Below are 20,152 nucleotides of genomic sequence, written 5' to 3'. Positions count from 1 at the left end.
TCAAAGTTGTTTGAAAGGAATCTTAGCATGAAGCGCGACGCCTTCACTATGCCCATTACCTTCGGCTCCGTATGCAGCGGCCTTGAGGCTGCCAGCGTCGCCTGGGGCCCGCTCGGCTGGCGCGCGGCCTGGTTGGCTGAGATCGAGCCTTTCCCTTGCGCCGTGCTGGCGCACCACTATCCGGACGTACCAAACCTGGGCGACATGACCAAGGTCGCCGCCCTGGTTCGCGATGGCTTCGTGCCAGCGCCCGATGTCTTTTGCGGCGGTACGCCTTGCCAGGCATTCTCGATTGCGGGCCTGCGCAATTCGCTCGACGATGAGCGCGGCAACCTTTCCCTTGTTTTTTGTGAGATTGCAGATGAAATTGACGCACGACGCGCAGCAACTGGACTTCTTCCAGCCGTTGTCTTCTGGGAAAACGTCCCTGGCGTTCTCTCCACAAAAGACAATGCCTTCGGCTGCTTCCTTGCTGGCCTTGCCGGCGAAGATGATCCAATCGAGCCGCCAGGGGGTAAGTGGGCGTACGCTGGTTGTGTGTATGGTCCCGCGCGAACAGTCGCGTGGCGGACCCTCGACGCCCAATATTTCGGAGTGGCCCAACGACGCCGTCGTGTGTTCGTTGTCGCAAGTGCTGGAGAGGGGTTCGATCCCGCATCGGTACTTTTTGAGTTCGACGGCGTGCGCCGGGATTCTCCGCCGAGCCGAGAATCGCCGCAAGACATTGCCGGCACAGTTAGAGCGAGCGCTGCGCGCCGTGGCGGAGTGCAGGACGAATGCGGCCTCGGGTTGCAGCCAGTCAGTACCGAGGATATTGGCGGAGCACGACAGGTCGACGGGAAAGACATTGCTTTCGCTGCTTCCGTAGCCGCTCCAGTGGCGCGCAGCGTTGAGCGCCCACGTGGCGATGGTTTGGACACGCTGATTGCCGGTACGCTGCGGGCGAACGGAAAAGCTGCGGGTAGCGCCACGCAGCAAGATGCCGAAGCCGGCATGCTTATCCCTATGGCTTTCGGCGGCAATAACCAGGCAGGCGAAATACATGTTGCCACCGCCTGCCGCGCGCATGCCGGGCCACATTTCGATTTTGAGAGCGAGACATTCCTGGTTCAGCAGGTGGCGTATCCAATCCAAAACGCTACCCGCGGCAAGGATCAAAACGGCCTGGGTATCGGCAACGCCGGCGCACCGATGTACACGCTAGACAACGGGGCGCAACACGGCGTGGCGCTCGCGCCAATCGCCTTTAGCAGCAAGGACTACGGTGGCGACGCCTGCTACGACCTGTCACCGACGCTACGCGCTGGAAACCACGCTGGCAGTCATGCCAACGCCGGCATTCCACCGGCTATCGCCTTCGACGCGCGCCAGGACTGCGTGAGCAGTACCAGCGTCTTCGGCACTTTGAGTACATCCAGCCCCCAAGCGCAGGCTATCTGCATCACGGGCGACATCACGCACACCCTCAAAGCCGAAGGCTTCGATGCCAGCGAGGATGGCACTGGGCGCGGGCAGCCAATTGTGGCTGCATTCGCCGAGAATAGCCGCGCCGAAATCCGCCTGGAAGGTGGCGACGGCAGCCGCACTGGCGCGCTGTCGACCGGCGGCGGCAAGCCTGGCCAAGGCATGCCAATGGTGCTGGCGGGCATGGCAGTCCGTCGCCTGACGCCTCGCGAGTGCGAGCGCCTTCAGGCGTTCCCTGACGACTACACCCTCATACCCTTCGGCCGCACCATGCGCCCTGAAAAGCTTGACCAGGACTGGATCAAATACCTGCTCCGTGGTGGGGTGATGACGCGCGACCAGGTTGCTCGCGCAGCAGCGGACGGTCCGCGCTATAAGGCCATCGGCAACAGCTGGGCCGTGTCGAATGTGGCTTGGCTCGGCCGCCGCATTGATTCTGCTATGCGCGCCAACTTCGCGCATGAGCGCGAGATTGTGAGGGTGGCGTGACTACTTATTTAGTCAATTTTAGCAAGTTCGCTCGCGATCCTTTGAGTGCATGCCTTCAAATCAGGGGCAATGTTACTCAGATGCTCAACCACCGTGCTGGCAGACTCTTTGTGGTTATCTCGATTGGAACTATCCCCGATCACGGCCTCCATGTTGCGGAGCGCTGCTCCAGTCTGCGAGTGGATTCTCAGAACAATACTCAATACATCGGCATCAACATTGTTTTTAAACAGAATCTCGATATTCGCGTGGATGCGCTCAACTCGGTCTTTGGCAGATGTGAGCTTCAATCCGCTATGAAAAATGATTGCACTTCTCGCATGTTGCGCCGCATTCATGGCCTCTTCGCGAAAGCGGTCTGCGAGCAGAAGAGTGGCCATTGCTGTCTCAAGATGCGCTCTTTTCCGGTCAATTCGTGCTGTGTGAGTCTGCCTACTTGCAATGCGTGCAGCCCAGTAGATCGCTGCTATCGAACCGATCGCCTGCACCCAGTACGCAGTAACCGTCGCATCCACACAAGACCAAGGAGTCGTTCGGTAGCCGTAGTAGCCGGCTGCGCCCAAAGCAATTACAAGCATCGCCCATCTAAACCAAGTCAACATATATCCTCTTGTCAAAAGGCAATTTTATCATGAGCCTGATCCACTTGATTTCACTTTCGGGCGGCAAGGACAGCACGGCTACCGCCATTCTTGCCCTAGAACAGCACGGTACGGCCGCATGCCGCTTCGTCATGGCCGATACGGGCAACGAGCACGAGAGCACGCTGGAATATGCGCTGGACTACTTGCCGGCGGCCCTGGGCATCAAGGTTTACGTGGTGCGAGCCGATTTCGCTGATGAGTTCGCTACCAAGCGAGCCAACCTGGCACGCATCGCGGCCGGCGAGCCTGAATCAGCTGTATATGGAAAACGCAAGTTTATGTACCACTGGACGGCAGAGGCCGCCCAGCGTGCCCTTGACCTGCTTCACCCAACTGGAAACCCATACCTGGACCTTTGCATGGTGCGCGGCGGCTTCCCGTCGCGCAAACGGCAGTTTTGCACGGAATACCTCAAGACTAAACCCTTGACGGAGTTCGCCATGGAATTGATTGATCATGAGTGCGACGCGATCTGGTCCTGGCAGGGCGTCCGTATCGATGAAAGCCAATCACGTCGCGAGCGGCTGCAAGGTACTGGCGCGTGCGTCAAGCACTTTGAGGTGGTGGGCGGCGGCCTGTTCACCTACCGGCCCATCTTGCGCTGGAACGTCGGTGACGTGTTCGAGGCCCATCGCTTGGCTGGCATCGAGCCAAATCCGCTCTACAAGCAAGGCATGTCGCGCGTCGGCTGCATGCCTTGCGTCAACTGCAGCAAAGGGGAGCTGCACGAAGTGTCTCGCCGGTTCCCTGAGCACATCGTTCGAATCGCGGAATGGGAAGCCCTGGTATCTGAGGTATGCCGACCGCGCTCACCTGTGTCGTTCTTCCATATGGGCACTAAGGCGCACTCGGGCCAGGCTTCGACCATCGAAGCAGTTGTCGAATGGTCGAAGACCAGCCGCGGCGGCAAGCAATTTTCGTTGCTCACAGCGTTGGACGAGCCAACGGCGTGCAGCTCTGCTTACGGACTTTGCGAATGATGAAGAATTTAACCAGCGACAAGCGGCGTAGCTACCGCGACGAACCTATCGCCACGACCGTTATGGATTCCATATACGCCAATGGCGCTGCGCAGCCGCGTTTGTTTTCGGAGGGCGAGCTTTGAACTATGGCGATTTAAAAAATGCTGCAATCGCAACAATAAGCGCAGCGAACGAAACGAAGGCGGCAAATATTGATGCTCGTGCTGACATTTGCGCAGCCGCGGAAGACTTAACAGACTCCTCCGCTGACAACACGGCAGCATCCGCACTTCGCTTGGCTTGCACGGCTTGTTCAATTGCTGCTGCTGTGACGGCAGGATCAGTAGGCTCGAACATTGGTGGAAAGGACACTGTTGATGCTCCTCGCTTGGTTTTGATTGTCAATCATACACGTTGGAGCGTGGCCCCATGAAGCGCTCGCCCATGAAGCCAGGCAAACCCTTGGCGCGCACGCCATTCAAGCGCACCTCGCCCATGCCCAGCACCGGCATGCTCTCCGTGCAGTCGCACCAGCGCACGGCGCCGAAGCGCAAGGCCGGCATGAAGTCAAAAGGCCCGATCTCGACACCGATCCGGCGTGCAGCGCGGGGCCAGGACTGCACGCTGCGCCTGGCCGTCTGCAACTTCGACCCTGACACCACCGTGCTCTGCCACAGCAATTTCCTGGCTGACGGGAAGGGCATGGGATTGAAAGCGCCAGACACGGCCGCAGCGTTCGGCTGCAGCGCCTGCCACGACATGCTCGACGGCAGGCGCCCGCGCCCGGCTGATCTGTCGCTGGCCGGCCTGGAGGCTGCGTTTCGCGCGGCTGTCAGCACCACGCACGAAATTTTACGGTCGATGGGCCTGCTCGATGCAGCGCCCGTCGCCATTCAACCTACATCGGAACACACATGAGCGCCTTTAGCCCGCAAGAGCAAAAACACCTGAAAGAAGCCGAATACAGCGAATTCCTGCGCGCTAAGATCAAGCTGGCGCAGCGCAAGGGCTTCGACGTCCCACTGGCCGATATCCATCCTGGTCTCAAGCCGCACACCCGTGACATCGTGCGTTGGGCCTTGGCCGGCGGGCAGCGCGCCATCTTCGCCTCGTTCGGCCTGCACAAGACCAGTACCAACCTGGAGGTCATGCGCCAGATCGGTATTCACCGGCCAGGCCTGCGCCTGATCGTGCTGCCGCTGGGCGTGCGCCAGGAGTTCATCCGCGAGGCGGCGAAGCGCTTCACGGGCGAATATGAGGTGCAAGTGCGCTTCATCCGGACGGACGCCGAGATCGATAGCCAGGACGTCGTCTACCTGACGAACTACGAATCGGTGCGCGAGGGCAAGATCGACGTGCGCAAGTTCCGCGCCGTCGGCCTGGACGAGGCCAGCGTGCTGCGCAGCTACGGCAGCAAGACGTATCAAGAATTCCTGCCGCTGTTCGAGCAAGTCGAGTTCAAGTTCGTCTACACGGCCACGCCCTCGCCGAACCGCTTCAAGGAATTGATCCACTATGCCGGCTTCCTGGGCGTGATGGACACCGGCCAGGCCCTGACCCGGTTCTTCCAACGCGACAGCGAGAAGGCGGGCAACTTGACGCTGTACCCGCATAAGGAACAGGAATTCTGGCTGTGGGTGGCCAGTTGGGCCGTCTTCATCCAACGCCCGAGCGACTTGGGCCATTCTGATGAGGGCTACGATCTGCCGGCGCTGGACGTGCGCTTTCATGAGGTGCCGAGCAATTACAGCACGGCCGGCGCCGAAAAGAACGGCCAGGGCCTGCTTATCCCGAACGTGGCCATGGGCCTGTCGGCCGCTGCTGGCGAGAAGCGCGACAGCATGGCCGCGCGCATCGCCAAGGTGGCCGAGATCATAGCTGCAGATCCTGATGATCATTTCCTGATCTGGCACGACCTGGAAGATGAGCGCCACGCCATTCAGGCGGCCGTGCCGGGCGTGGTCAGCGTGTGGGGCACGCAGGACCTGGACCAGCGCGAGCAGCGCATCGCCGATTTCAGCGACGGCAAGATCAAGTATCTGTCGACCAAGCCGATCATCGCCGGCAGCGGCTGCAACTTCCAGGTGCACTGCCATCGCGAGATTTTCGCGGGGATCGGCTTCAAGTTCAACGATTTTATCCAGGCCATCCACCGCGTCCAGCGCTTCCAGCAGCAGCACGCCGTCCGCATCGACATCATCCATACGGAGGTCGAACGCAAGGTGCTGGCCGACCTGATGGAGAAATGGCGTCGCCACGACGAAATGCAGGCCAAGATGGGCCAGATCATCCGCGCCTATGGCCTGGATCAGCTGTCCATGCAGGATTCGCTGGCGCGCACCATCGGCGTCGAGCGCGCCGTGGTGGCCGGCGAGCGTTTTTCGGTGGCCAATAACGATTGCGTGCTGGAAGCCATGCAGCAACCGGATAACTCGGTGGGCATGATCATCACCAGCGTTCCATTCGCCAACCATTACGAATACACACCCAGCTACAACGATTTCGGCCACACCCAAGACAACGACCACTTCTGGGCGCAGATGGACTTCCTGACTCCCGAGCTGCTGCGCATCCTGCAGCCTGGCCGCATTTACGCCTGCCACGTAAAGGACCGCATCAACTTCGGCAACGTCACCGGCGCGGGCGTGCCAACGGTCAGCCCGTTTCATGCCGAGGCGCTGTTCCACGGCATAAAGCATGGCTTCGACTATATGGGCATGATCACGGTAGTGACCGACGTGGTGCGCGAAAACAACCAGACCTACCGCCTGGGCTATTCCGAGGTGTGCAAGGACGGCACGAAGATGGGCGTCGGCTCGCCGGAATACATCCTGCTGTTCCACAAGCCGCAGACGGACCGCAGCCGTGGCTATGCCGATACGCCTGTGACCAAGGCCAAGCCAATGTGCCTGGACGATGCCGGCGACCGGATCCCGTTTGACCGCAAGGCCGCGCCGATTCCTGGTACTGGCTACAGCGTGGCGCGCTGGCAGGTCGACGCGCATGCGTTCTGGCGCTCCAGTGGCGATCGCCTGCTGGGCGCGGCCGAGCTGGCCAGTTTCGGCCCGGGCAAGCTGGCTAAGCTGTTCACCAGCATGTCGATGGGCAACGTCTACAACTATGAATACCACGTCGAGGTCGGCGAGGCGCTGCTGGCCAATAAGGCACTGCCTGCCGATTATCTCAGCCTGGCGCCGGGCAGCGCCGATCCGGCCGTGTGGCACGACATCGTGCGCATGCGCACCCTGAACGGCGAGCAGTCGGCGCGCGCTGTCGAAAAGCACGTTTGCCCCTTCCAGATCGATATCGTTGACCGCCTTATCGGCCGCTACAGCAACCCGGGCGAAGTGATTTATGACCCGTTCTGTGGCCTGGGTACCGTGCCAGTGCGCGCGATGAAGCTGGGCCGCTGCGGCGCCGGCAGTGAGTTGAACCCGGCGTATTTCACTGACCAGGTGCATTACTGCCAGGCAATGGAGCGCGAGGTGAGCATGCCCACGCTGTTCGATATGGAATTGATGGACGAGGAGAATGCAAAGTGACGCGCGCAAATTTCAGTGAATTCGTGCTGGGCGCGATGCCCGGTACCAAAGCCGAGATTGTCATCAAGTCGGGCGTCAGTCAAGCGGCCGTGCTGCGGTGGGTGCACCTGCTGCATGCCGACCGCAAGATTTACATTTCCAGTTGGAAGCCGCACCCGCGCGCCGGCGCCGCCATGGCGGTTTATGCCGTGGGTGATCTGCCGGACGCGCCATGCAAACTGCAGCACCTGACCAAGCGCCAGATTCGCCTGCGCTTCGAGGCCAAGGCCAAGCAGGACGGCCGCTGGGACTCGATGAAGGCGCGCTGGCGCAGCAAGTACTGGATCCGCAAGGCGGGCGCCGTGGGCGATCCGCTGGTGGCTGCGCTTTTCGGCGCGGCGCGCGTGCAGGAGGCGCGCCCATGATCCATTATCACGGATTACCCATCACGCCGGCCACGGCCGCCGTGCGCGCCGTCAGCGGCGGGCACGCCTTCGTTTCATTCCGCCATCCAGAGCAGTTGACCATTGCCCTGGAGGTGGCACAGTCCTTCGCCGTCGACAACGGGGCGTTTTCAGCCTGGCGCAGCGGCCAGCCCATCACCGACTGGTCGCTCTTCTACGAATGGGTAAGTGAGCTGCACCGTTACCCGAACTTCGATTTCGCGGTGATCCCCGACGTCATTGATGGCGGTGAGGCCGACAACGACGCGCTGCTGGCCGATTGGCCATGGCGCACATCGGCGCCGCATGTCGGCGCGCCGGTGTGGCATTTGCACGAATCGATGGGCCGCCTGGATCGCCTCGTCAGCGAATGGCCGCGCATCTGCCTGGGCAGCTCTGGCGAGTTTGCGCAGATCGGCACACCTGCCTGGTGGACGCGCATGGCGCAGGCTATGGACGTCATCTGCGATAAATCTGGCAGACCTGCCTGCAAGCTGCACGGCCTGCGTATGCTCGACCCAGCTATCTTCTCGCGCTTCCCGTTCGCCAGTGCCGACAGCACGAACATCGGGCAAAACGTGGGTATTGATTCGGCCTGGCGCGGCACCTACACGCCGCCAACCAAGGAGGCGAGGGCGGCGATCATGCGCGAGCGGATCGAGTCGCACCAGGCGCTCACTTTCTGGAACCGCAAGACGGCACCGATTCAAGAATCACTGTTTATGGAGGCCCGGCCTTGAATTATTACCCCTTCCACATCGGCGACTTTCGCTCTGGGACAGTGAACATGTCTCGCCAGGCGCGCTGGATATATCGCGACATGATGGACGTCTACTACGACGTCGAGGCACCACTCCCGCTCGACATAGATGTGCTGTGCGACGCCTTGGGCGTCGAGGCGGCGGACGAGCGCGCGATTGTCGAGCGACTGCTTCGCTTCAAGTTCCTCAAGACAGATGCGGGCTACCGGCACGACGTCTGCGAACAGGTGATTGCGGACTACCAAGTCAAGGCAGAGACAGCGAAAGCAAATGGCAAGCTGGGCGGTCGCCCGCGCAAGCAAACGGCAACCAATCAAGAACCCAGCGGGTTTCCATCCGGTTCTGATTCGGATGCTACCGGCAACCCAGCTGAAACCGGATCAAAAACTAACCAAGAACCAATAACCAATAACCATAAACCAGTAAAGACAAAAGACAAGTCGCCTCCGGCTCCCGATTCCCTGTTTCCCGACGTCGATCCGCAGATCGTCGCCGATTTCAAGGCCCTGCGAACGAAACACAAGGCGCCAATAACGCGGACGGCCATCCAGGGCATCGTGCGCGAAGCCGAGAAGGCAGGACTGGACCTGGAAGGCGCTTTGCGCATTTGCTGCGAACGTGGCTGGCGTGGGTTCAAAGCCGAATGGATCACCCAGCACGCCGTGCGAACAGGGCCGGGTTCCAGTACGGTCTACGCCCAAACGATGGCCGCCGCTGAGCGCGCCAAAGTCCGAATCTTCGGTAACGCAGCACCGCAGGGAGAAAAGCATGACGCAGGATGACTACGAGGAATTTGCGGGCATGGTGGGCGCAATCACCGAACTGTACGGCAGGGCCGCAAGCGAGTTCGCCATTACGATCTGGTGGGGCGCGCTGCGCCAGTACGACCTGACAGCTGTGCGCCAGGCATTTGATCGCCACGTCCGCAACCCCGATACCGGCCAGTTTGCGCCGAAGCCGGCCGACCTGATCCGGATGATGGGCGGAACCACGCAGGATTCGGCACTCGTGGCCTGGTCGAAGGTCGACCGCGCACTGCGCGTCGTCGGCCCATACCGAAGCGTCGTGTTCGATGACCCGCTGATCCACCGCGTGCTGGTTGAGATGGGCGGCTGGGTATCGCTGGGGGCAAAGACGGAACACGAATGGCCATTCGTCGGCAAGGAATTCGAAAACCGTTACCGCGGCTACCGCATGCGCAACGAACGGCCGGATTACACGCCGGTGATGGTGGGCTTGACGGAAGCGCAAAACCAGCGCGCCGGCTTTGGTGTGGAGCCGCCGATGATGATCGGCGATCAAAGGTTGGCCGCTCAGGTGATGGCGGGTGGAACGTCGCAGCAAATCATCGCCATGGCGCCAGTCGGCACACTCGCAGCGCCGCTGGCACGCATCAATGGGCGCGCTGCATAACGGAGAAAGCTGCTCAGGCTTGTGGAGCGGTTCGCTACAGCACGAACGTGGTGGGGCCGCCACCAAGCCTCATCCGATACGAAAAGAATTGAATACAGAGGCTCTATGCAAAATCAAGAAAACACAATCGCAGCAAACAAATGCCTGGCCGAGCTGCTGGGCTGGTCCAACATTGTCGAGGTGGGCGGCGCTCTGGTCGGCACGCCGCCGGCGGGCGCCGCCGAAAGCCGTGGCCAGGCACTGGTGCCCGACTGGGCTGGCGAATGGGCGGCGGCCGGGCCGTTGATCGGACAGTTCTCGATGAGCGTCGGCTTCACAGGGCTTGACGCGGTGGCGACCGCACGCGATTACGAAAAGGGCGCGGCATTTGAGGCGATCGCGGACCACGCTACAGCCGATGCGGCTGCGCGGGTCGCCATCGTGCGAGCAATTATCCGTGCGCTGGAGGCGGGCCAATGATGGCCCGTGGCTTGCAGGCGCTGGGTCGCCTCAAGGTCGGCGCCATGAACAAGACCGAAGCCGCGTATGCGCAGACGCTAGAACTGCGCAAGGCCGCCGGCGAGGTGGCCTGGTACAAGTTCGAAGGCCTGAAATTCCGCCTGGCGGACAACACGTTTTACACGCCGGATTTTGCCGTGCAGCTGGCCGACGGCGCGCTGGAGGCGCACGAAGTGAAAGGCTACTGGCAAGAGGATGCTCGAGCAAAGATCAAGATCGCAGCCGACATGTATCCGCTGCGCTTCGTCGCCGTGCAGGCGCTGCCGAAGAAGGCGGGCGGCGGTTGGAAAGTGGAGGAATTCTGATGGCCGCGAACAAGAAGCCGCGCAAGCGGTACACCCCGAAGCCGGCCGTGCTGCCACCAGGCGCCCGCCCGGCCATGGCATTCGAAATGCCAGGCTTCCAGGCCAGCGAGGCGATGGGGAAGGGGCACTTCCAGGAGCAGCACGTCTACGATCTGCTGAGCAACGCCGACATGGCGCGCCGCATTGCGCCAAACGGCCATGTCATCCTGCCGGTGGCTCAGGCCATGGTCGAAGCGATCGCAGAAATCCAGGCGCGCGCACAGCGCACGGGCACCTTCGGCGTCAACGGCGATGAAATGCGTGTGCTGCGCGAGGGCGTCGGCAAGACCATGGTCTTCCTGCGTGGCGCGTCGAACGTCGAGATTGCGCGTGCTGGACTGGCGGCCGTGCGCGAATTCAACCGAACCGGCGTGCTGCGGGTATGAGCGGCTCCGAGGAGTGGCAGGGCTGGCGCAGGGCTAAAAAGGGTGTTAACGTTGACGTACGGAACGAAAGGGAATTCATGGGCTTCGCAGAAAAGTATATCGCATCGATCAACTCGTCCAACCTGAAAGACGATGAGCGGCATCACCTCACGGAGGCGCTCGCGGCTGCGGCACTGGCTGATCGGTCGGGCGCTGGCCTGGGCGCCTTGCTGTCGCGCGTGAAGTACGCGGACGGTGCAGCGCGCCAGCTCTTCGAAAGTGGCTCGTCGAATTTGGCTCAGCTGCTGCGCATCTGGACTGCGGCTGTAGCAGAGAAAGGTCGCTCGCGTGGCTGGGTGAAGGCGAACACGGCATGGGACCAACAAGCCGCCCATGCCCTGTATCACCGCGTGGCGCACGCGTCGCTTGCGCATTGGCTCGATGGGAAATGTGTTGCTTGCCATGGAACGGGCGTGACGAGCAATCGGCAGTTCTGCGCGCCGTGCAAGGGAGGTGGCAAGGGGGAGGTGCAATGCGCTGGTGGGTTTGAGCGCGAGCGCATTCAGGATATGGTAAGTGATCTAGAGTGTCTGGTTCAGTCTCATAATAGCCGCGCTGCAAAGCGGCTATTATTGAACTTTGACTAAAATTATGGAGTGAAGGTATAAAATACTACCGCCGCCATCCTATTTCTCTCTTTGTATCTTATTGAGGTTTCTCCCGCTGGTAGCGGAGCGTTTATTTCGAGCCCATCGCCCAGAGTTCTCGAGTATGGCTCGACTGCTATTCCCACGCCTATATTGTGTCGGACTTTGTTTCCGCCCCTGGGCTTGAAGCCCCATATCAGACCTAATGAAACAGAGTCCAATAGTTTCTTATCTCCTAGTAGGCTTGTTCCCACGAAGACGCCCGCCATTCCACCTGCAAAGTCACTATCTTGTAGGTACCAATGCCTCTCAAGCATCAAACGAGGGACGACATCGCGTTCACTGGTGACCCTTACAATTCCGTTAACAAGTTGGGCCTCATCAAGGGCGCGCCCCTTTTTTCCAAGCTTCGTTGATACTGATAAGCCCACACCCCAATCGTTCCAGAACTCATTTTCATTTATAGGTGGAGGTGGCGGCGGAGGGGGCACTTCGCTTTTTTTTTCGATCGCTGCCGTTCCCGTTTCGATCTTGGCCTTTGCATTCGCTTTTCTTTGTGCCGCCGCCGCTTGCTCAGCTTTAGCCTCAGCTAACAATTTTTCAGCAGCTTTAACCTTCGCATCAGCGTCACTCTCTTCCGAATTTGTTGTAATTCCCGCTGGCGTATCTGTAATCTGTAATTGCTCGGCAACTGATAAATTTGATACGAAAAAAATCATGACTGCGGCGAAAGTTATACGCATGATATCCTCATTTTAATGTTTTCGTTATTAAAAAATAAAGAATACCAATAGTAGTTTCATATTATCTATAAGTCAACACAATAATTGATGCAGCATTAACGCAACAGTGAGAAAAGCATTGCGTCGGATAAAGATATGTCCTAAAATTCTGAGACATTTCCTGCACTCGTAATGCGCGCGATAGCGCCACCGATAGCAAGGTTCCGTTAAGCGCCCATCTTTTGATGGATTCGCTCGGGGTAAAATTGTGTAGCTCACCATGCAGATTGTCATGGGAGTAAAAACGAAACCACCCTTGAGGTGGTTTTTTCTATTGCGCGTTCACTTTCGAGGCAGGCATGGCTGCAGCCGAATTCCTCAAGTACCTCCGCTGGCGCCGTGCGCCGCATGAGGTGGCCGCCATCGTCGCTGACGTGGTGCTGCCCGAGCCTCCAACGCACCAAGATGTGATCGACCAACTCGACGTAGACGTGGTGCGCCAGTTCCAGCGCATGCTGGATGCCGATACCGATTTTTAGCAGATTTCGCGGGCGCAGCTCAAGTGGTAGAGCGCTGGCCTTCCAAGCCGCCGACGCGTGTTCGAGGCCCGTCACCCGCTCCAGGTCTCCTTGCCCGGCACGCCGGGTTTCGCCGCCAGCCGCATCACTGCGCTGGCGGCTTTCTTATTTGAGGTACGCAAATCATGAACGTCATTACCCCAGCAGCCTTAGTGAATCCAGGCGAGTTCGAGTACCAAGCAAACGGCAAGATCGTACGCGTCTTCGACACCAACGGCTCCGGGGAGCTTCTGCCTATCGAATACAAGCAGCACGCAGATGATGACAAGTTCATATTGCAATTCCAGCCATTCGGCACGGTCTATGCGGAAGTGGTGCGTTAAATCTACGATATTGACTTCGCCGGATGATTATCACCTTCGTTCTGGCGGGCGCCGTGATCGACGGCGCCATCGTCGCCATCGTGCTGCTGGCCTGGCCCTGGTTGTGGGCGATGGCCAAGCCGGCGCTGCACACGTTCACTGCATAAGGAGATCCCATGCGCATCACAGTAGGCGACCCGGATGCAAACCGGGCAACGGTATTTTTCAACGGCGCCCCGATCAGCATGTGCACGATGGCCGATGAAGAGCTCGGCGAGGTCATCATCTACGCGACGGATCGCGCCGGGCACATTCTCATCAGCGAGGCAACCGGCGATGCGCTGGCTGAGACCGCGCACGGAAGCGTGTCGGTGTTTATCGCCCAATGCCACGCTGACGACGGCTTCGATGCCTGGATGCGCGAGCGCACCGAGGCTGCGCACCAGGCCATGATGAAGCATGCCCGGCGCGGCGGCATCAACTACGAAGCGAAAAAATGCGCGCTACGGTTAGCGATTCCCGGCACTCAAGTTGTGCTGAATTCCGGCGGACCTGTAATGACGGTGATCGGTATGACGTATGACGGAAGGGCAGTCGCCTGCACATGGCATATTGACGGCTTGGCTATGGGTGATTCATTCCCCATGGAATGCCTGCTTCGCTGCGACGTCTCGCAAGCAGAGTAACGACGCGACCTGCCAGCGCGCTCCAGTGGCAGAGCTTGAAGAAACGGGCGCAGCTCACCGACGTAGCAAAGATCCAGAGGACTCCAGCCGCGATGCACTGCGGCGCCTGCTGGGGGGGGGGCGGGCGGTGGCACAACGAAAGCAGCCATGCAGAAAATCCAACACCCATCGAATAACGGCGTGCTCGGCGCACCTGCAGGCTGGGACCAGTCCGAACTGCCGTGCAACGCGCTGCCGATCACGCGCACGCACGTAGGCGACCTGCCTGCCGTGCTGTCGTACTGGCGGCCGGATGCCGGCGAACTGGCCGCGCTGAACGCCGGCGGCGCCGTGCGGCTGTGGGTGGTGGGCGCAACGATGCCGCCCGTGATGCTCGACGTGGAGCCATCCCCGTAGCAAAGAAATGGAATATACATGGGGCGCAAATCAGCACTGACCGAAAAGCAGTGGGCATCGATAGGGCAGCGCCTCCTCAAGGGGGAGGCAGCCAGAGCGCTTGCCAGAGAGTTCGGCGTATCCGAAGCCGCGATCAGAAAACGCTTTGGTGCGCAGACGAAACAAATAAAAGATGTTGCAAATCAATTGGTTGCAGCAGAGTCTGCATTTAGTGCGCTACCGATTGGTGCGCAGATAAGTGCGCGCACTTTGGCCGATGAGTTGAAAGAAATCTCGATGCACCTGGCTGGAGCCGCACGATATGGCGCTGCCACCGCGCACCGGCTGTCCGGCATTGCGCACAACAAGGCTGGCGAGATCGATGACGCCGAGCCGCTGGACGACAAGAGCCGCTTGGCCTTGGGTGATATCGCCGTGCTGACCAGGATGGCCAACGGCGCCGCCGAGATCGGCATGAACCTGCTGAAAGCCAGCAAGGACGTGAAGCCGGACGACGACGCACCAACACCTGTCGCCATCACCTTCGGCGTGAAAGACGCCAAGCGCCATGACGACAATCCAGTTTGACCTGAACGTCCCGCAATCGAGCTTCCTGCAGCTGCCGCACAAGTTCAAGGCCTACGTGGCCGGGTTCGGCTCCGGCAAGACGTTTGTGGGCTGCGCTGGCATCTGTGCTCACTTCTGGCAGTGGCCGGGCATCAACCAGGGCTACTTCGCGCCAACCTATCCGCAGATCCGCGACATCTTTTATCCGACGATGGAGGAGGTGGCCTACGCGATGGGCCTGCGCATCAAGGTGAAGCAGGGCGACCACGAAGTCGAGGTGTACGAGGGTCGGCGCTATCGGGGCACGGTTATTTGCCGCTCGATGGAAAAGCCGGAAACCATCGTCGGCTTCAAGATCGGCCACGCGCTGATCGATGAGCTGGACGTGATGCCCTTGAAAAAGGCGCAGATGGCCTGGCGCAAGATCATCGCCCGGATGCGCTACAAGGTGCCGGGGCTGATGAACGGCATCGACGTGACGACGACGCCCGAGGGCTTCAAGTTCGTCTACCAGCAGTTCGTGAAGGCCATCCGCGACAAGCCTGAGCTGGCCAGCCTGTACGGTCTGATTCAGGCGAGCACGTTCGACAACGAGTTGAATTTGCCAGACGACTATATCCCGTCGCTGATGGCTAGCTACCCGCCAGCGCTGATCGACGCCTACCTGCGCGGCAAGTTCACCAACCTGACCAGCGGCAGCGTGTATGCCGATTTCGACCGCGCGCTGAACCACACGAACGAGATCATCCTGCCGGGCGAGCCGTTGATGGTGGGCCTCGATTTCAACGTCCAGAACATGACGGCCTGCGTCAACGTGGTGCGTGACGGCCTGCCGCGCACGCTGGCCGAGCGCGTGCAAGTCCGTGATACGCCAGCCATGGCCCGGATCCTGAAAGAAGACTTCAAGGACAAAGGCCACCAGGTGAAGATTTTCCCGGATGCCTCCGGCCAGAACACCAGCAGCAAGAATGCCAGCGAGTCCGACCTGTCCATTTTGCGCCAGGCGGGCTTCCTGCTTGAAGTGAACCACTCAAACCCTGCGGTCAAGGACCGGGTCAACGCCTATAACGGAATGATCCTGAATGCCCAGGGCGAGCGCCGCTGGAAGATCAACACCGACCAGTGCCCGACCACCACCGAGGCGCTGGAGCAGCAGGTATGGGGCTCCGACGGCCAGCCAGACAAGAAATCTGGCCATGACCACCCGAACGATGCAAATGGCTACTTCCTCGTGAAGCGCTATCCAATCGTGAAGAGCACGACGACGACCGCGCCGCTGCGCATGTAACAACAAGGATTTCCATGACCGATGTACGCACACAATCAGCCGAAGCGGCCAAGCTGAACGAGGATTGCGCGCTGATCGCCGCGCTGTTGGGCGGCACGAAGACCATGCGGGCCGCTGGCAAGAAGTATTTGCCGCAGTGGCCGGGCGAGGACGGCGAAAGCTATGATCTGCGCCTGGCCGTCGCCACGCTGTTCCCGGCCTATGCTCGTACCATCGACGTGCTGTCGGCCAAGCCATTCAGCAAACCGGTGACGCTGGGCGAGGACGTGCCGGAACGGCTCAAGCCTTGGTTGCAAAATGTCGACCTGTCCGGCCGAGACCTGCATAGCTTCTTGTCGGAGATCACCCAGGAGGCGATGGGCTACGGCTTCGCTGGCATCCTGGTCGACTTCCCCAAGGCTGGCAACTTGGTCACGAAGGCCGACGAGCAGGCAGCCGGCGTGCGGCCGTACTTCGTTCAGGTGCATGTGCAGAACGTGCTGGGCTGGCTACCGAAGAATGCGACCAGCCTTGACGGGCTGACCCAGTTGCGGCTGCTGGAGAGCGTGTCCGAGCCGAATGGTGACTTCGACACCAAGGAAATCGAGCAGGTACGCGTCTTGGGGCGGGGCACCTGGCAGACCTGGCGCCAGAGCGAAACCGGTAGCAAAAAGGAGTGGGTGCTGCATGAGGAGGGCGTCACCAGCCTGAAAATCATCCCATTCGTGCCCGTCTACGGCAAGCGCCTGGGCTACATGCAGGCCACGCCGCCGCTGCTCGAGCTGGCTCACAGCAACGTGGAGCATTGGCAGAGCAAGAGCGACCAGCAGAACATCCTGCACGTCGCGCGGGTTCCGATCCTGTTTGCCAAGATGCTGGGCGAGGGCGGCATCACGGTCGGCGCCGGCAGCGCGGTCAAGACGGAGAGCCCGGACGGTGACCTGAAATTCGTGGAACACGGCGGCAAGGCCATCGAGGCCGGCCGCTTGTCCATTCTCGACCTGGAAGATCGCATGCGCCAGGCTGGCGCCGAACTGCTGGTGATCAAGCCAGGCAACGTGACCGAGAGCCAGACCCTGGCCGACAACGAGCAGGGCGCATGCGCGTTGCAGAAGATCGCGGGCAACGTCGAGGACGCCGGCGACCAGGCGCTGCAGTTCATGGCTGAATGGGTGGGGGAGGGCGAAGGCGGTCACATCACCATTTTCAAAGACTTCGGCGCCGCATCGCTCGCCGAGGCCAGTGCCGAGCTGCTGTTCAAGAGCGCCGCCGGCGGGAAAATCTCGGGCGAGACGTACTTCAACGAGCTGCAGCGCCGCGGCATCTTGTCGCCGGACCTGGACTGGGAGACGGAGCAGGAGCGTATCCAGTCCGCTTTACCTGACTTGATGGGGGCATAGATGGGCGCGCTCGAAGAGTGGATTGCCGAGATGTTTCTCGTGCATTCGCTGAACCTGCTGCGCTTTTCATCCGGTGCGCAAGAGAAGATCCTGCTGCTGATGGCCGCCATGTCGAAGGAATTGACGGCCAAGCTGAACGAAGGCGAGATATCGACCTATGGCAAGCAGCGCCTGGGCGCGCTGCTGCGCGAGTCGAATGCGGTGATTTCGTCGCATTACACCGGCATGCAGGCGGAAATGTCCCGCAACCTGACCGGCATGGTGCGCATCGAGGCCGATTACACGGCCAAAGTGCTGACGCAGGCGCTCAAGATCGAGCTGGGCGCCAAACTGCCGCCGGCCACCTATCTGGAGAAGCTGGTCGGCGATACCCTGATCAAGGGCGCCTCGTCAGCGGACTGGTGGAAGCGCCAGGCACTTGACACGCAATTCCGCTTCGCCAGCCAGGTCCGGCTCGGTGCTGCGCAGGGTGAGACGACGTCGCAGATCGTGTCGCGCGTACTGGGTAAGAGCGCCAAAGCGGCCGATTCGCCGGCCAACAAGCCGGCATTGCCTGCCACGCCTCCAATGCCAGATTCGAAGGCGCCGCCCGCCGGGCCAGCAACGAAGCCGGGTGCGCCGCCAGCTGATCCAGCCGCCAAGCCGCCTGGCGCCGCGCCGGATCCTGTAGCGCCGGGCGAGCAGGGCATCTTGAAAACGTCAGCCGCAAATGCCCGCGCGCTGGTGCACAGCTCGGTGCAGGCCGTGGCCAATGCTGCGCGCCTGGCCTCGTTCAAGCAGAACGCGGACCTGATCGAGTGCCTGGTGTGGCTGGCCACGCTGGATTCGCACACATGCCTGTTGTGCGCCATGCGTGACCTGCACGAGTACTCGCTGGACGACCAGGAGCCGATCAATCACACCCACGAGTGGGCAGGTGGCCCTGGCGCCATTCATTTCAGCTGCCGCTGTGTGCTCAGCACGCGCACCAAGTCCTTTGCGGACCTGGGCATCGAGTTGGACGAACCGGGCGAAAGCACGCGCCCCAGCGACGGCGGCCCGGTCAGTAGCAAGATGAACTTTGCCAGCTTCTTGGCGAGCAAGGACGCGGCCTGGCGGGCTGAGTACCTGGGCCCAGGCCGCGCTGAGATGTACGAGGCGGGCAAGATTACGCTGAACGACCTGATGAACCTCAAGGGGCGAAAGCTTACGCTGGAGGAACTGCAGGCGAAGTACAGATAGCAAAAGTGAGGGCGAATGGAAATTGCACTGCAAGTCGCTGCTGGCGTATGGGGCGCGTGGGTCGTCCTCAACCTGCTGATGGTCGCTCTCGCGGCGACTGTTCTGCCGGTTCACCAGGTGCACTTCGACGGATTCCGGGCGCGCCTACCGGCCTTGCTCCCAACACTGCTGGCGCCGACCGAGATCGCCGCCGTCGTAGCTCATGAGCATGGCCACGGCCACCACCTGCATATCTGGACCAACCTGCTGTTGCGATGCCTGCTTTTGACGCCTGGGCCGCAGCGCCGGCGCCGACAAGAACTCGAAGCCGATGACTACGCCGTCGCGCGCGGGCACGGTGCACACCTGGCCAGCGCGCTGCGCAAGCTGTCGAGCCATCCCGACGATGTGTCGAGAGCCGAGCGCTTGGAGCGCATGTAGCACGAACGATTTCACACGCCGCCCTTGAGGCGGTTTTTTATTGCCGCCAGCGGACGCGACGCGGTGCACGGCCGGAAGGCCATTGAGCCCAGAAAGAAACAACCATGCCATTCAAATTCAACGCAGACGGAACCATTGCAATCGACGGCGAGAAGAAGCTGCCGATCTTTATTCATCCCAACGGTACCGAAGCGCCATTCGACGCGGATACCACGCTGGGCACAATCACCCGCCTGAACGGCGAGGCCAAGACCCACCGCGAGGCGAAGGAGGTTGCAGAGGCCAAGCTGAAGACCTTTGAAGGCATCGAAGACGGCGTGGCTGCACTGGCCGCCCTGAATACGGTGAAGAGCCTCAGCTCCGGCGAACTGAAGACGGCCGCCCAGGTAAAGGAAATCCAAGATGCGGCAGCCAAGACCGCGCAAGAGCAAGTCGCCGCCCAAGCCAAGGCGAGCGCCACGCAGTTGCAGGAATTGACCGCGCAGCTGGATAAGCGCACCAACGAATTGAACACCCACATGATCGGCGGCGGCTTCGCCAGTTCGAAGCTGCTGACCGACGACAAGCACCCGAGCCGCCTGGCGATCCCGACCGAGATGGCAAAAGCCTATTTCGGCAGCCATTTCAAGGTCGAGGACGGCAAGATGGTGCCGTACGACGCCGCCGGCAACAAGATTTTCTCGCCGACCCGCCCGGGTGAAGTGGCCGACTTCGATGAAGGTCTGGCGCAGCTGGTCGCCGCCTGCCCATTCAAAGATCAGATCCTGAAGGGCTCTGGCGCATCTGGCGGCGGCGCGCAAGGCGGTGGCTCGGGCGGCAGCGGAAACGCCAAGCAGGTCACGCGCGCCCAGTACGAAGCGGCCGACCCATCGGCACGCGCCGGTCTGCTGAGCGGCGGCGCCGTGCTGGTCGACTGATCCCGATTTCCCTGTTCCACCGAATGGCCTGCCGTGCGCGGGCTTTTTCATATCGGCATTACCGCAACATCGCAATACATTTGCCGGCGCCTGGATGGGCTAAGTCGGTGCTTTGGGCCGGATGGCCTGCTGCTGGAAATCCCAAA

The 20,152-nt window shown here is 60.8% G+C and carries 26 protein-coding genes; 23 read left to right on the top strand and 3 right to left on the bottom strand.

What is annotated here, in order from left to right:
• The first annotated feature begins 27 nt into the window (after positions 1–27).
• Positions 28–1,953, top strand: coding sequence for a DNA cytosine methyltransferase (locus C8C92_RS27795; protein WP_243420254.1), 1,926 nt, complete (start codon positions 28–30; stop codon positions 1,951–1,953).
• A gap of 8 nt (positions 1,954–1,961) precedes the next feature.
• Here the strand turns inward: C8C92_RS27795 and C8C92_RS27275 are convergent, their stop codons facing one another.
• Positions 1,962–2,555, bottom strand: coding sequence for a hypothetical protein (locus C8C92_RS27275; RefSeq protein WP_133250782.1), 594 nt, complete (start codon positions 2,553–2,555; stop codon positions 1,962–1,964).
• A 29-nt stretch (positions 2,556–2,584) separates the two neighbouring features.
• On the opposite strand from C8C92_RS27275, the gene C8C92_RS17045 reads away from it, so the two are divergent.
• The gene (locus tag C8C92_RS17045; protein WP_116744702.1) at positions 2,585–3,577 is read left to right on the top strand and encodes a phosphoadenosine phosphosulfate reductase family protein; all 993 of its coding nucleotides are present in this window, start codon (positions 2,585–2,587) and stop codon (positions 3,575–3,577) included.
• Positions 3,578–3,703: 126 nt separating this feature from the next.
• On the opposite strand, the gene C8C92_RS27520 is transcribed toward C8C92_RS17045, so the two are convergent.
• Positions 3,704–3,964, bottom strand: coding sequence for a hypothetical protein (locus C8C92_RS27520; protein ID WP_165829468.1), 261 nt, complete (start codon positions 3,962–3,964; stop codon positions 3,704–3,706).
• A 24-nt stretch (positions 3,965–3,988) separates the two neighbouring features.
• Here C8C92_RS27520 and C8C92_RS17040 point away from each other — a divergent pair, with 24 nt between their 5' ends.
• The 10 genes from C8C92_RS17040 to C8C92_RS16995 all read left to right on the top strand — a co-directional run bounded on the left by C8C92_RS17040 (position 3,989) and on the right by C8C92_RS16995 (position 11,551).
• On the top strand, positions 3,989–4,477 hold the full coding sequence (locus tag C8C92_RS17040; protein ID WP_207781020.1) for a nuclease domain-containing protein: 489 nt from the start codon (positions 3,989–3,991) through the stop codon (positions 4,475–4,477).
• Positions 4,474–7,101 carry a DNA methyltransferase gene (locus C8C92_RS17035; protein WP_116744701.1) on the top strand — a complete coding sequence of 876 codons (2,628 nt, stop codon included), beginning with the start codon at positions 4,474–4,476 and terminating at the stop codon, positions 7,099–7,101. Before C8C92_RS17040 ends, C8C92_RS17035 begins: the two co-directional genes overlap by 4 nt.
• The gene (locus tag C8C92_RS17030) at positions 7,098–7,505 is read left to right on the top strand and encodes a hypothetical protein (RefSeq protein WP_116744700.1); all 408 of its coding nucleotides are present in this window, start codon (positions 7,098–7,100) and stop codon (positions 7,503–7,505) included. The genes C8C92_RS17035 and C8C92_RS17030 overlap by 4 nt, the downstream gene beginning before the upstream one ends.
• Entirely contained in the window at positions 7,502–8,263 is a 762-nt protein-coding gene (locus C8C92_RS17025; protein WP_116744699.1) for a hypothetical protein, read from the top strand. Before C8C92_RS17030 ends, C8C92_RS17025 begins: the two co-directional genes overlap by 4 nt.
• Positions 8,260–9,066 carry a YdaU family protein gene (locus C8C92_RS27640; protein WP_207781019.1) on the top strand — a complete coding sequence of 269 codons (807 nt, stop codon included), beginning with the start codon at positions 8,260–8,262 and terminating at the stop codon, positions 9,064–9,066. The genes C8C92_RS17025 and C8C92_RS27640 overlap by 4 nt, the downstream gene beginning before the upstream one ends.
• The gene (locus tag C8C92_RS17015; RefSeq protein WP_116744698.1) at positions 9,053–9,697 is read left to right on the top strand and encodes a DUF6475 domain-containing protein; all 645 of its coding nucleotides are present in this window, start codon (positions 9,053–9,055) and stop codon (positions 9,695–9,697) included. Before C8C92_RS27640 ends, C8C92_RS17015 begins: the two co-directional genes overlap by 14 nt.
• 105 nt (positions 9,698–9,802) lie before the next feature.
• On the top strand, positions 9,803–10,156 hold the full coding sequence (locus tag C8C92_RS17010) for a hypothetical protein (protein WP_116744697.1): 354 nt from the start codon (positions 9,803–9,805) through the stop codon (positions 10,154–10,156).
• The gene (locus tag C8C92_RS17005) at positions 10,153–10,500 is read left to right on the top strand and encodes a DUF1064 domain-containing protein (RefSeq protein WP_243420253.1); all 348 of its coding nucleotides are present in this window, start codon (positions 10,153–10,155) and stop codon (positions 10,498–10,500) included. The genes C8C92_RS17010 and C8C92_RS17005 overlap by 4 nt, the downstream gene beginning before the upstream one ends.
• Positions 10,500–10,925 carry a hypothetical protein gene (locus C8C92_RS17000; protein WP_116744696.1) on the top strand — a complete coding sequence of 142 codons (426 nt, stop codon included), beginning with the start codon at positions 10,500–10,502 and terminating at the stop codon, positions 10,923–10,925. Before C8C92_RS17005 ends, C8C92_RS17000 begins: the two co-directional genes overlap by 1 nt.
• 77 nt (positions 10,926–11,002) lie before the next feature.
• Positions 11,003–11,551 carry a hypothetical protein gene (locus C8C92_RS16995; protein ID WP_116746003.1) on the top strand — a complete coding sequence of 183 codons (549 nt, stop codon included), beginning with the start codon at positions 11,003–11,005 and terminating at the stop codon, positions 11,549–11,551.
• A 2-nt stretch (positions 11,552–11,553) separates the two neighbouring features.
• Here C8C92_RS16995 and C8C92_RS27270 read toward each other — a convergent pair whose 3' ends face one another.
• Positions 11,554–12,294 carry a hypothetical protein gene (locus tag C8C92_RS27270; RefSeq protein WP_133250781.1) on the bottom strand — a complete coding sequence of 247 codons (741 nt, stop codon included), beginning with the start codon at positions 12,292–12,294 and terminating at the stop codon, positions 11,554–11,556.
• Positions 12,295–12,632: 338 nt separating this feature from the next.
• On the opposite strand from C8C92_RS27270, the gene C8C92_RS16990 reads away from it, so the two are divergent.
• The 11 genes from C8C92_RS16990 (at position 12,633) to C8C92_RS16945 (ending at position 20,006) form a co-directional block, all read left to right on the top strand.
• Positions 12,633–12,812, top strand: a complete 180-nt coding sequence (locus C8C92_RS16990) for a hypothetical protein (RefSeq protein ID WP_116744695.1) — start codon at positions 12,633–12,635, stop codon at positions 12,810–12,812.
• A 164-nt stretch (positions 12,813–12,976) separates the two neighbouring features.
• A complete protein-coding gene (locus C8C92_RS16985) occupies positions 12,977–13,174 on the top strand; it encodes a hypothetical protein (protein ID WP_116744694.1) in 198 nt (65 codons plus the stop codon).
• 23 nt (positions 13,175–13,197) lie between these two features.
• Positions 13,198–13,320, top strand: coding sequence for a hypothetical protein (locus C8C92_RS27960; protein WP_279340930.1), 123 nt, complete (start codon positions 13,198–13,200; stop codon positions 13,318–13,320).
• Positions 13,321–13,329: 9 nt separating this feature from the next.
• Complete coding sequence (locus tag C8C92_RS16980; protein WP_116744693.1) at positions 13,330–13,839, top strand: hypothetical protein; 510 nt, start codon at positions 13,330–13,332, stop codon at positions 13,837–13,839.
• A gap of 147 nt (positions 13,840–13,986) precedes the next feature.
• Positions 13,987–14,235, top strand: a complete 249-nt coding sequence (locus tag C8C92_RS16975) for a hypothetical protein (protein WP_116744692.1) — start codon at positions 13,987–13,989, stop codon at positions 14,233–14,235.
• An 18-nt stretch (positions 14,236–14,253) separates the two neighbouring features.
• Complete coding sequence (locus tag C8C92_RS16970) at positions 14,254–14,802, top strand: helix-turn-helix domain-containing protein (RefSeq protein ID WP_116744691.1); 549 nt, start codon at positions 14,254–14,256, stop codon at positions 14,800–14,802.
• The gene (locus tag C8C92_RS16965) at positions 14,783–16,069 is read left to right on the top strand and encodes a terminase family protein (protein ID WP_116744690.1); all 1,287 of its coding nucleotides are present in this window, start codon (positions 14,783–14,785) and stop codon (positions 16,067–16,069) included. The genes C8C92_RS16970 and C8C92_RS16965 overlap by 20 nt, the downstream gene beginning before the upstream one ends.
• Positions 16,070–16,083: 14 nt before the next feature.
• Positions 16,084–17,448, top strand: coding sequence for a DUF4055 domain-containing protein (locus tag C8C92_RS16960; RefSeq protein ID WP_116744689.1), 1,365 nt, complete (start codon positions 16,084–16,086; stop codon positions 17,446–17,448).
• Positions 17,449–18,669, top strand: a complete 1,221-nt coding sequence (locus C8C92_RS16955) for a hypothetical protein (protein ID WP_116744688.1) — start codon at positions 17,449–17,451, stop codon at positions 18,667–18,669.
• A 15-nt stretch (positions 18,670–18,684) separates the two neighbouring features.
• A complete protein-coding gene (locus C8C92_RS16950) occupies positions 18,685–19,089 on the top strand; it encodes a hypothetical protein (protein WP_116744687.1) in 405 nt (134 codons plus the stop codon).
• A 104-nt stretch (positions 19,090–19,193) separates the two neighbouring features.
• Positions 19,194–20,006 carry a DUF6651 domain-containing protein gene (locus C8C92_RS16945; protein WP_116744686.1) on the top strand — a complete coding sequence of 271 codons (813 nt, stop codon included), beginning with the start codon at positions 19,194–19,196 and terminating at the stop codon, positions 20,004–20,006.
• Positions 20,007–20,152: the final 146 nt, after the last annotated feature.

This window comes from Janthinobacterium sp. 78, from assembly GCF_003096775.1.
GTDB classification, from domain to species: Bacteria; Pseudomonadota; Gammaproteobacteria; order Burkholderiales; family Burkholderiaceae_D; genus Janthinobacterium; species Janthinobacterium tructae.
Note: the sequence above shows the minus strand (reverse complement) of the source record. Positions and strands in the feature narration are given on the sequence as shown.

Bases quoted from the DNA above. Each gene is read 5' to 3' on its own strand.
- C8C92_RS27795 (WP_243420254.1), top strand. From the start codon at position 28: ATGAAGCGCGACGCCTTCACTATGCCCATTACCTTCGGCTCCGTATGC.
- C8C92_RS27275 (WP_133250782.1), bottom strand. From the start codon at position 2,555: ATGTTGACTTGGTTTAGATGGGCGATGCTTGTAATTGCTTTGGGCGCA.
- C8C92_RS17045 (WP_116744702.1), top strand. From the start codon at position 2,585: ATGAGCCTGATCCACTTGATTTCACTTTCGGGCGGCAAGGACAGCACG.
- C8C92_RS17040 (WP_207781020.1), top strand. From the start codon at position 3,989: ATGAAGCGCTCGCCCATGAAGCCAGGCAAACCCTTGGCGCGCACGCCA.
- C8C92_RS17035 (WP_116744701.1), top strand. From the start codon at position 4,474: ATGAGCGCCTTTAGCCCGCAAGAGCAAAAACACCTGAAAGAAGCCGAA.
- C8C92_RS17025 (WP_116744699.1), top strand. From the start codon at position 7,502: ATGATCCATTATCACGGATTACCCATCACGCCGGCCACGGCCGCCGTG.
- C8C92_RS17015 (WP_116744698.1), top strand. From the start codon at position 9,053: ATGACGCAGGATGACTACGAGGAATTTGCGGGCATGGTGGGCGCAATC.
- C8C92_RS17010 (WP_116744697.1), top strand. From the start codon at position 9,803: ATGCAAAATCAAGAAAACACAATCGCAGCAAACAAATGCCTGGCCGAG.
- C8C92_RS17005 (WP_243420253.1), top strand. From the start codon at position 10,153: ATGATGGCCCGTGGCTTGCAGGCGCTGGGTCGCCTCAAGGTCGGCGCC.
- C8C92_RS17000 (WP_116744696.1), top strand. From the start codon at position 10,500: ATGGCCGCGAACAAGAAGCCGCGCAAGCGGTACACCCCGAAGCCGGCC.
- C8C92_RS16995 (WP_116746003.1), top strand. From the start codon at position 11,003: ATGGGCTTCGCAGAAAAGTATATCGCATCGATCAACTCGTCCAACCTG.
- C8C92_RS27270 (WP_133250781.1), bottom strand. From the start codon at position 12,294: ATGCGTATAACTTTCGCCGCAGTCATGATTTTTTTCGTATCAAATTTA.
- C8C92_RS16990 (WP_116744695.1), top strand. From the start codon at position 12,633: ATGGCTGCAGCCGAATTCCTCAAGTACCTCCGCTGGCGCCGTGCGCCG.
- C8C92_RS16985 (WP_116744694.1), top strand. From the start codon at position 12,977: ATGAACGTCATTACCCCAGCAGCCTTAGTGAATCCAGGCGAGTTCGAG.
- C8C92_RS27960 (WP_279340930.1), top strand. From the start codon at position 13,198: ATGATTATCACCTTCGTTCTGGCGGGCGCCGTGATCGACGGCGCCATC.
- C8C92_RS16980 (WP_116744693.1), top strand. From the start codon at position 13,330: ATGCGCATCACAGTAGGCGACCCGGATGCAAACCGGGCAACGGTATTT.
- C8C92_RS16975 (WP_116744692.1), top strand. From the start codon at position 13,987: ATGCAGAAAATCCAACACCCATCGAATAACGGCGTGCTCGGCGCACCT.
- C8C92_RS16970 (WP_116744691.1), top strand. From the start codon at position 14,254: ATGGGGCGCAAATCAGCACTGACCGAAAAGCAGTGGGCATCGATAGGG.
- C8C92_RS16965 (WP_116744690.1), top strand. From the start codon at position 14,783: ATGACGACAATCCAGTTTGACCTGAACGTCCCGCAATCGAGCTTCCTG.
- C8C92_RS16960 (WP_116744689.1), top strand. From the start codon at position 16,084: ATGACCGATGTACGCACACAATCAGCCGAAGCGGCCAAGCTGAACGAG.
- C8C92_RS16955 (WP_116744688.1), top strand. From the start codon at position 17,449: ATGGGCGCGCTCGAAGAGTGGATTGCCGAGATGTTTCTCGTGCATTCG.
- C8C92_RS16950 (WP_116744687.1), top strand. From the start codon at position 18,685: ATGGAAATTGCACTGCAAGTCGCTGCTGGCGTATGGGGCGCGTGGGTC.
- C8C92_RS16945 (WP_116744686.1), top strand. From the start codon at position 19,194: ATGCCATTCAAATTCAACGCAGACGGAACCATTGCAATCGACGGCGAG.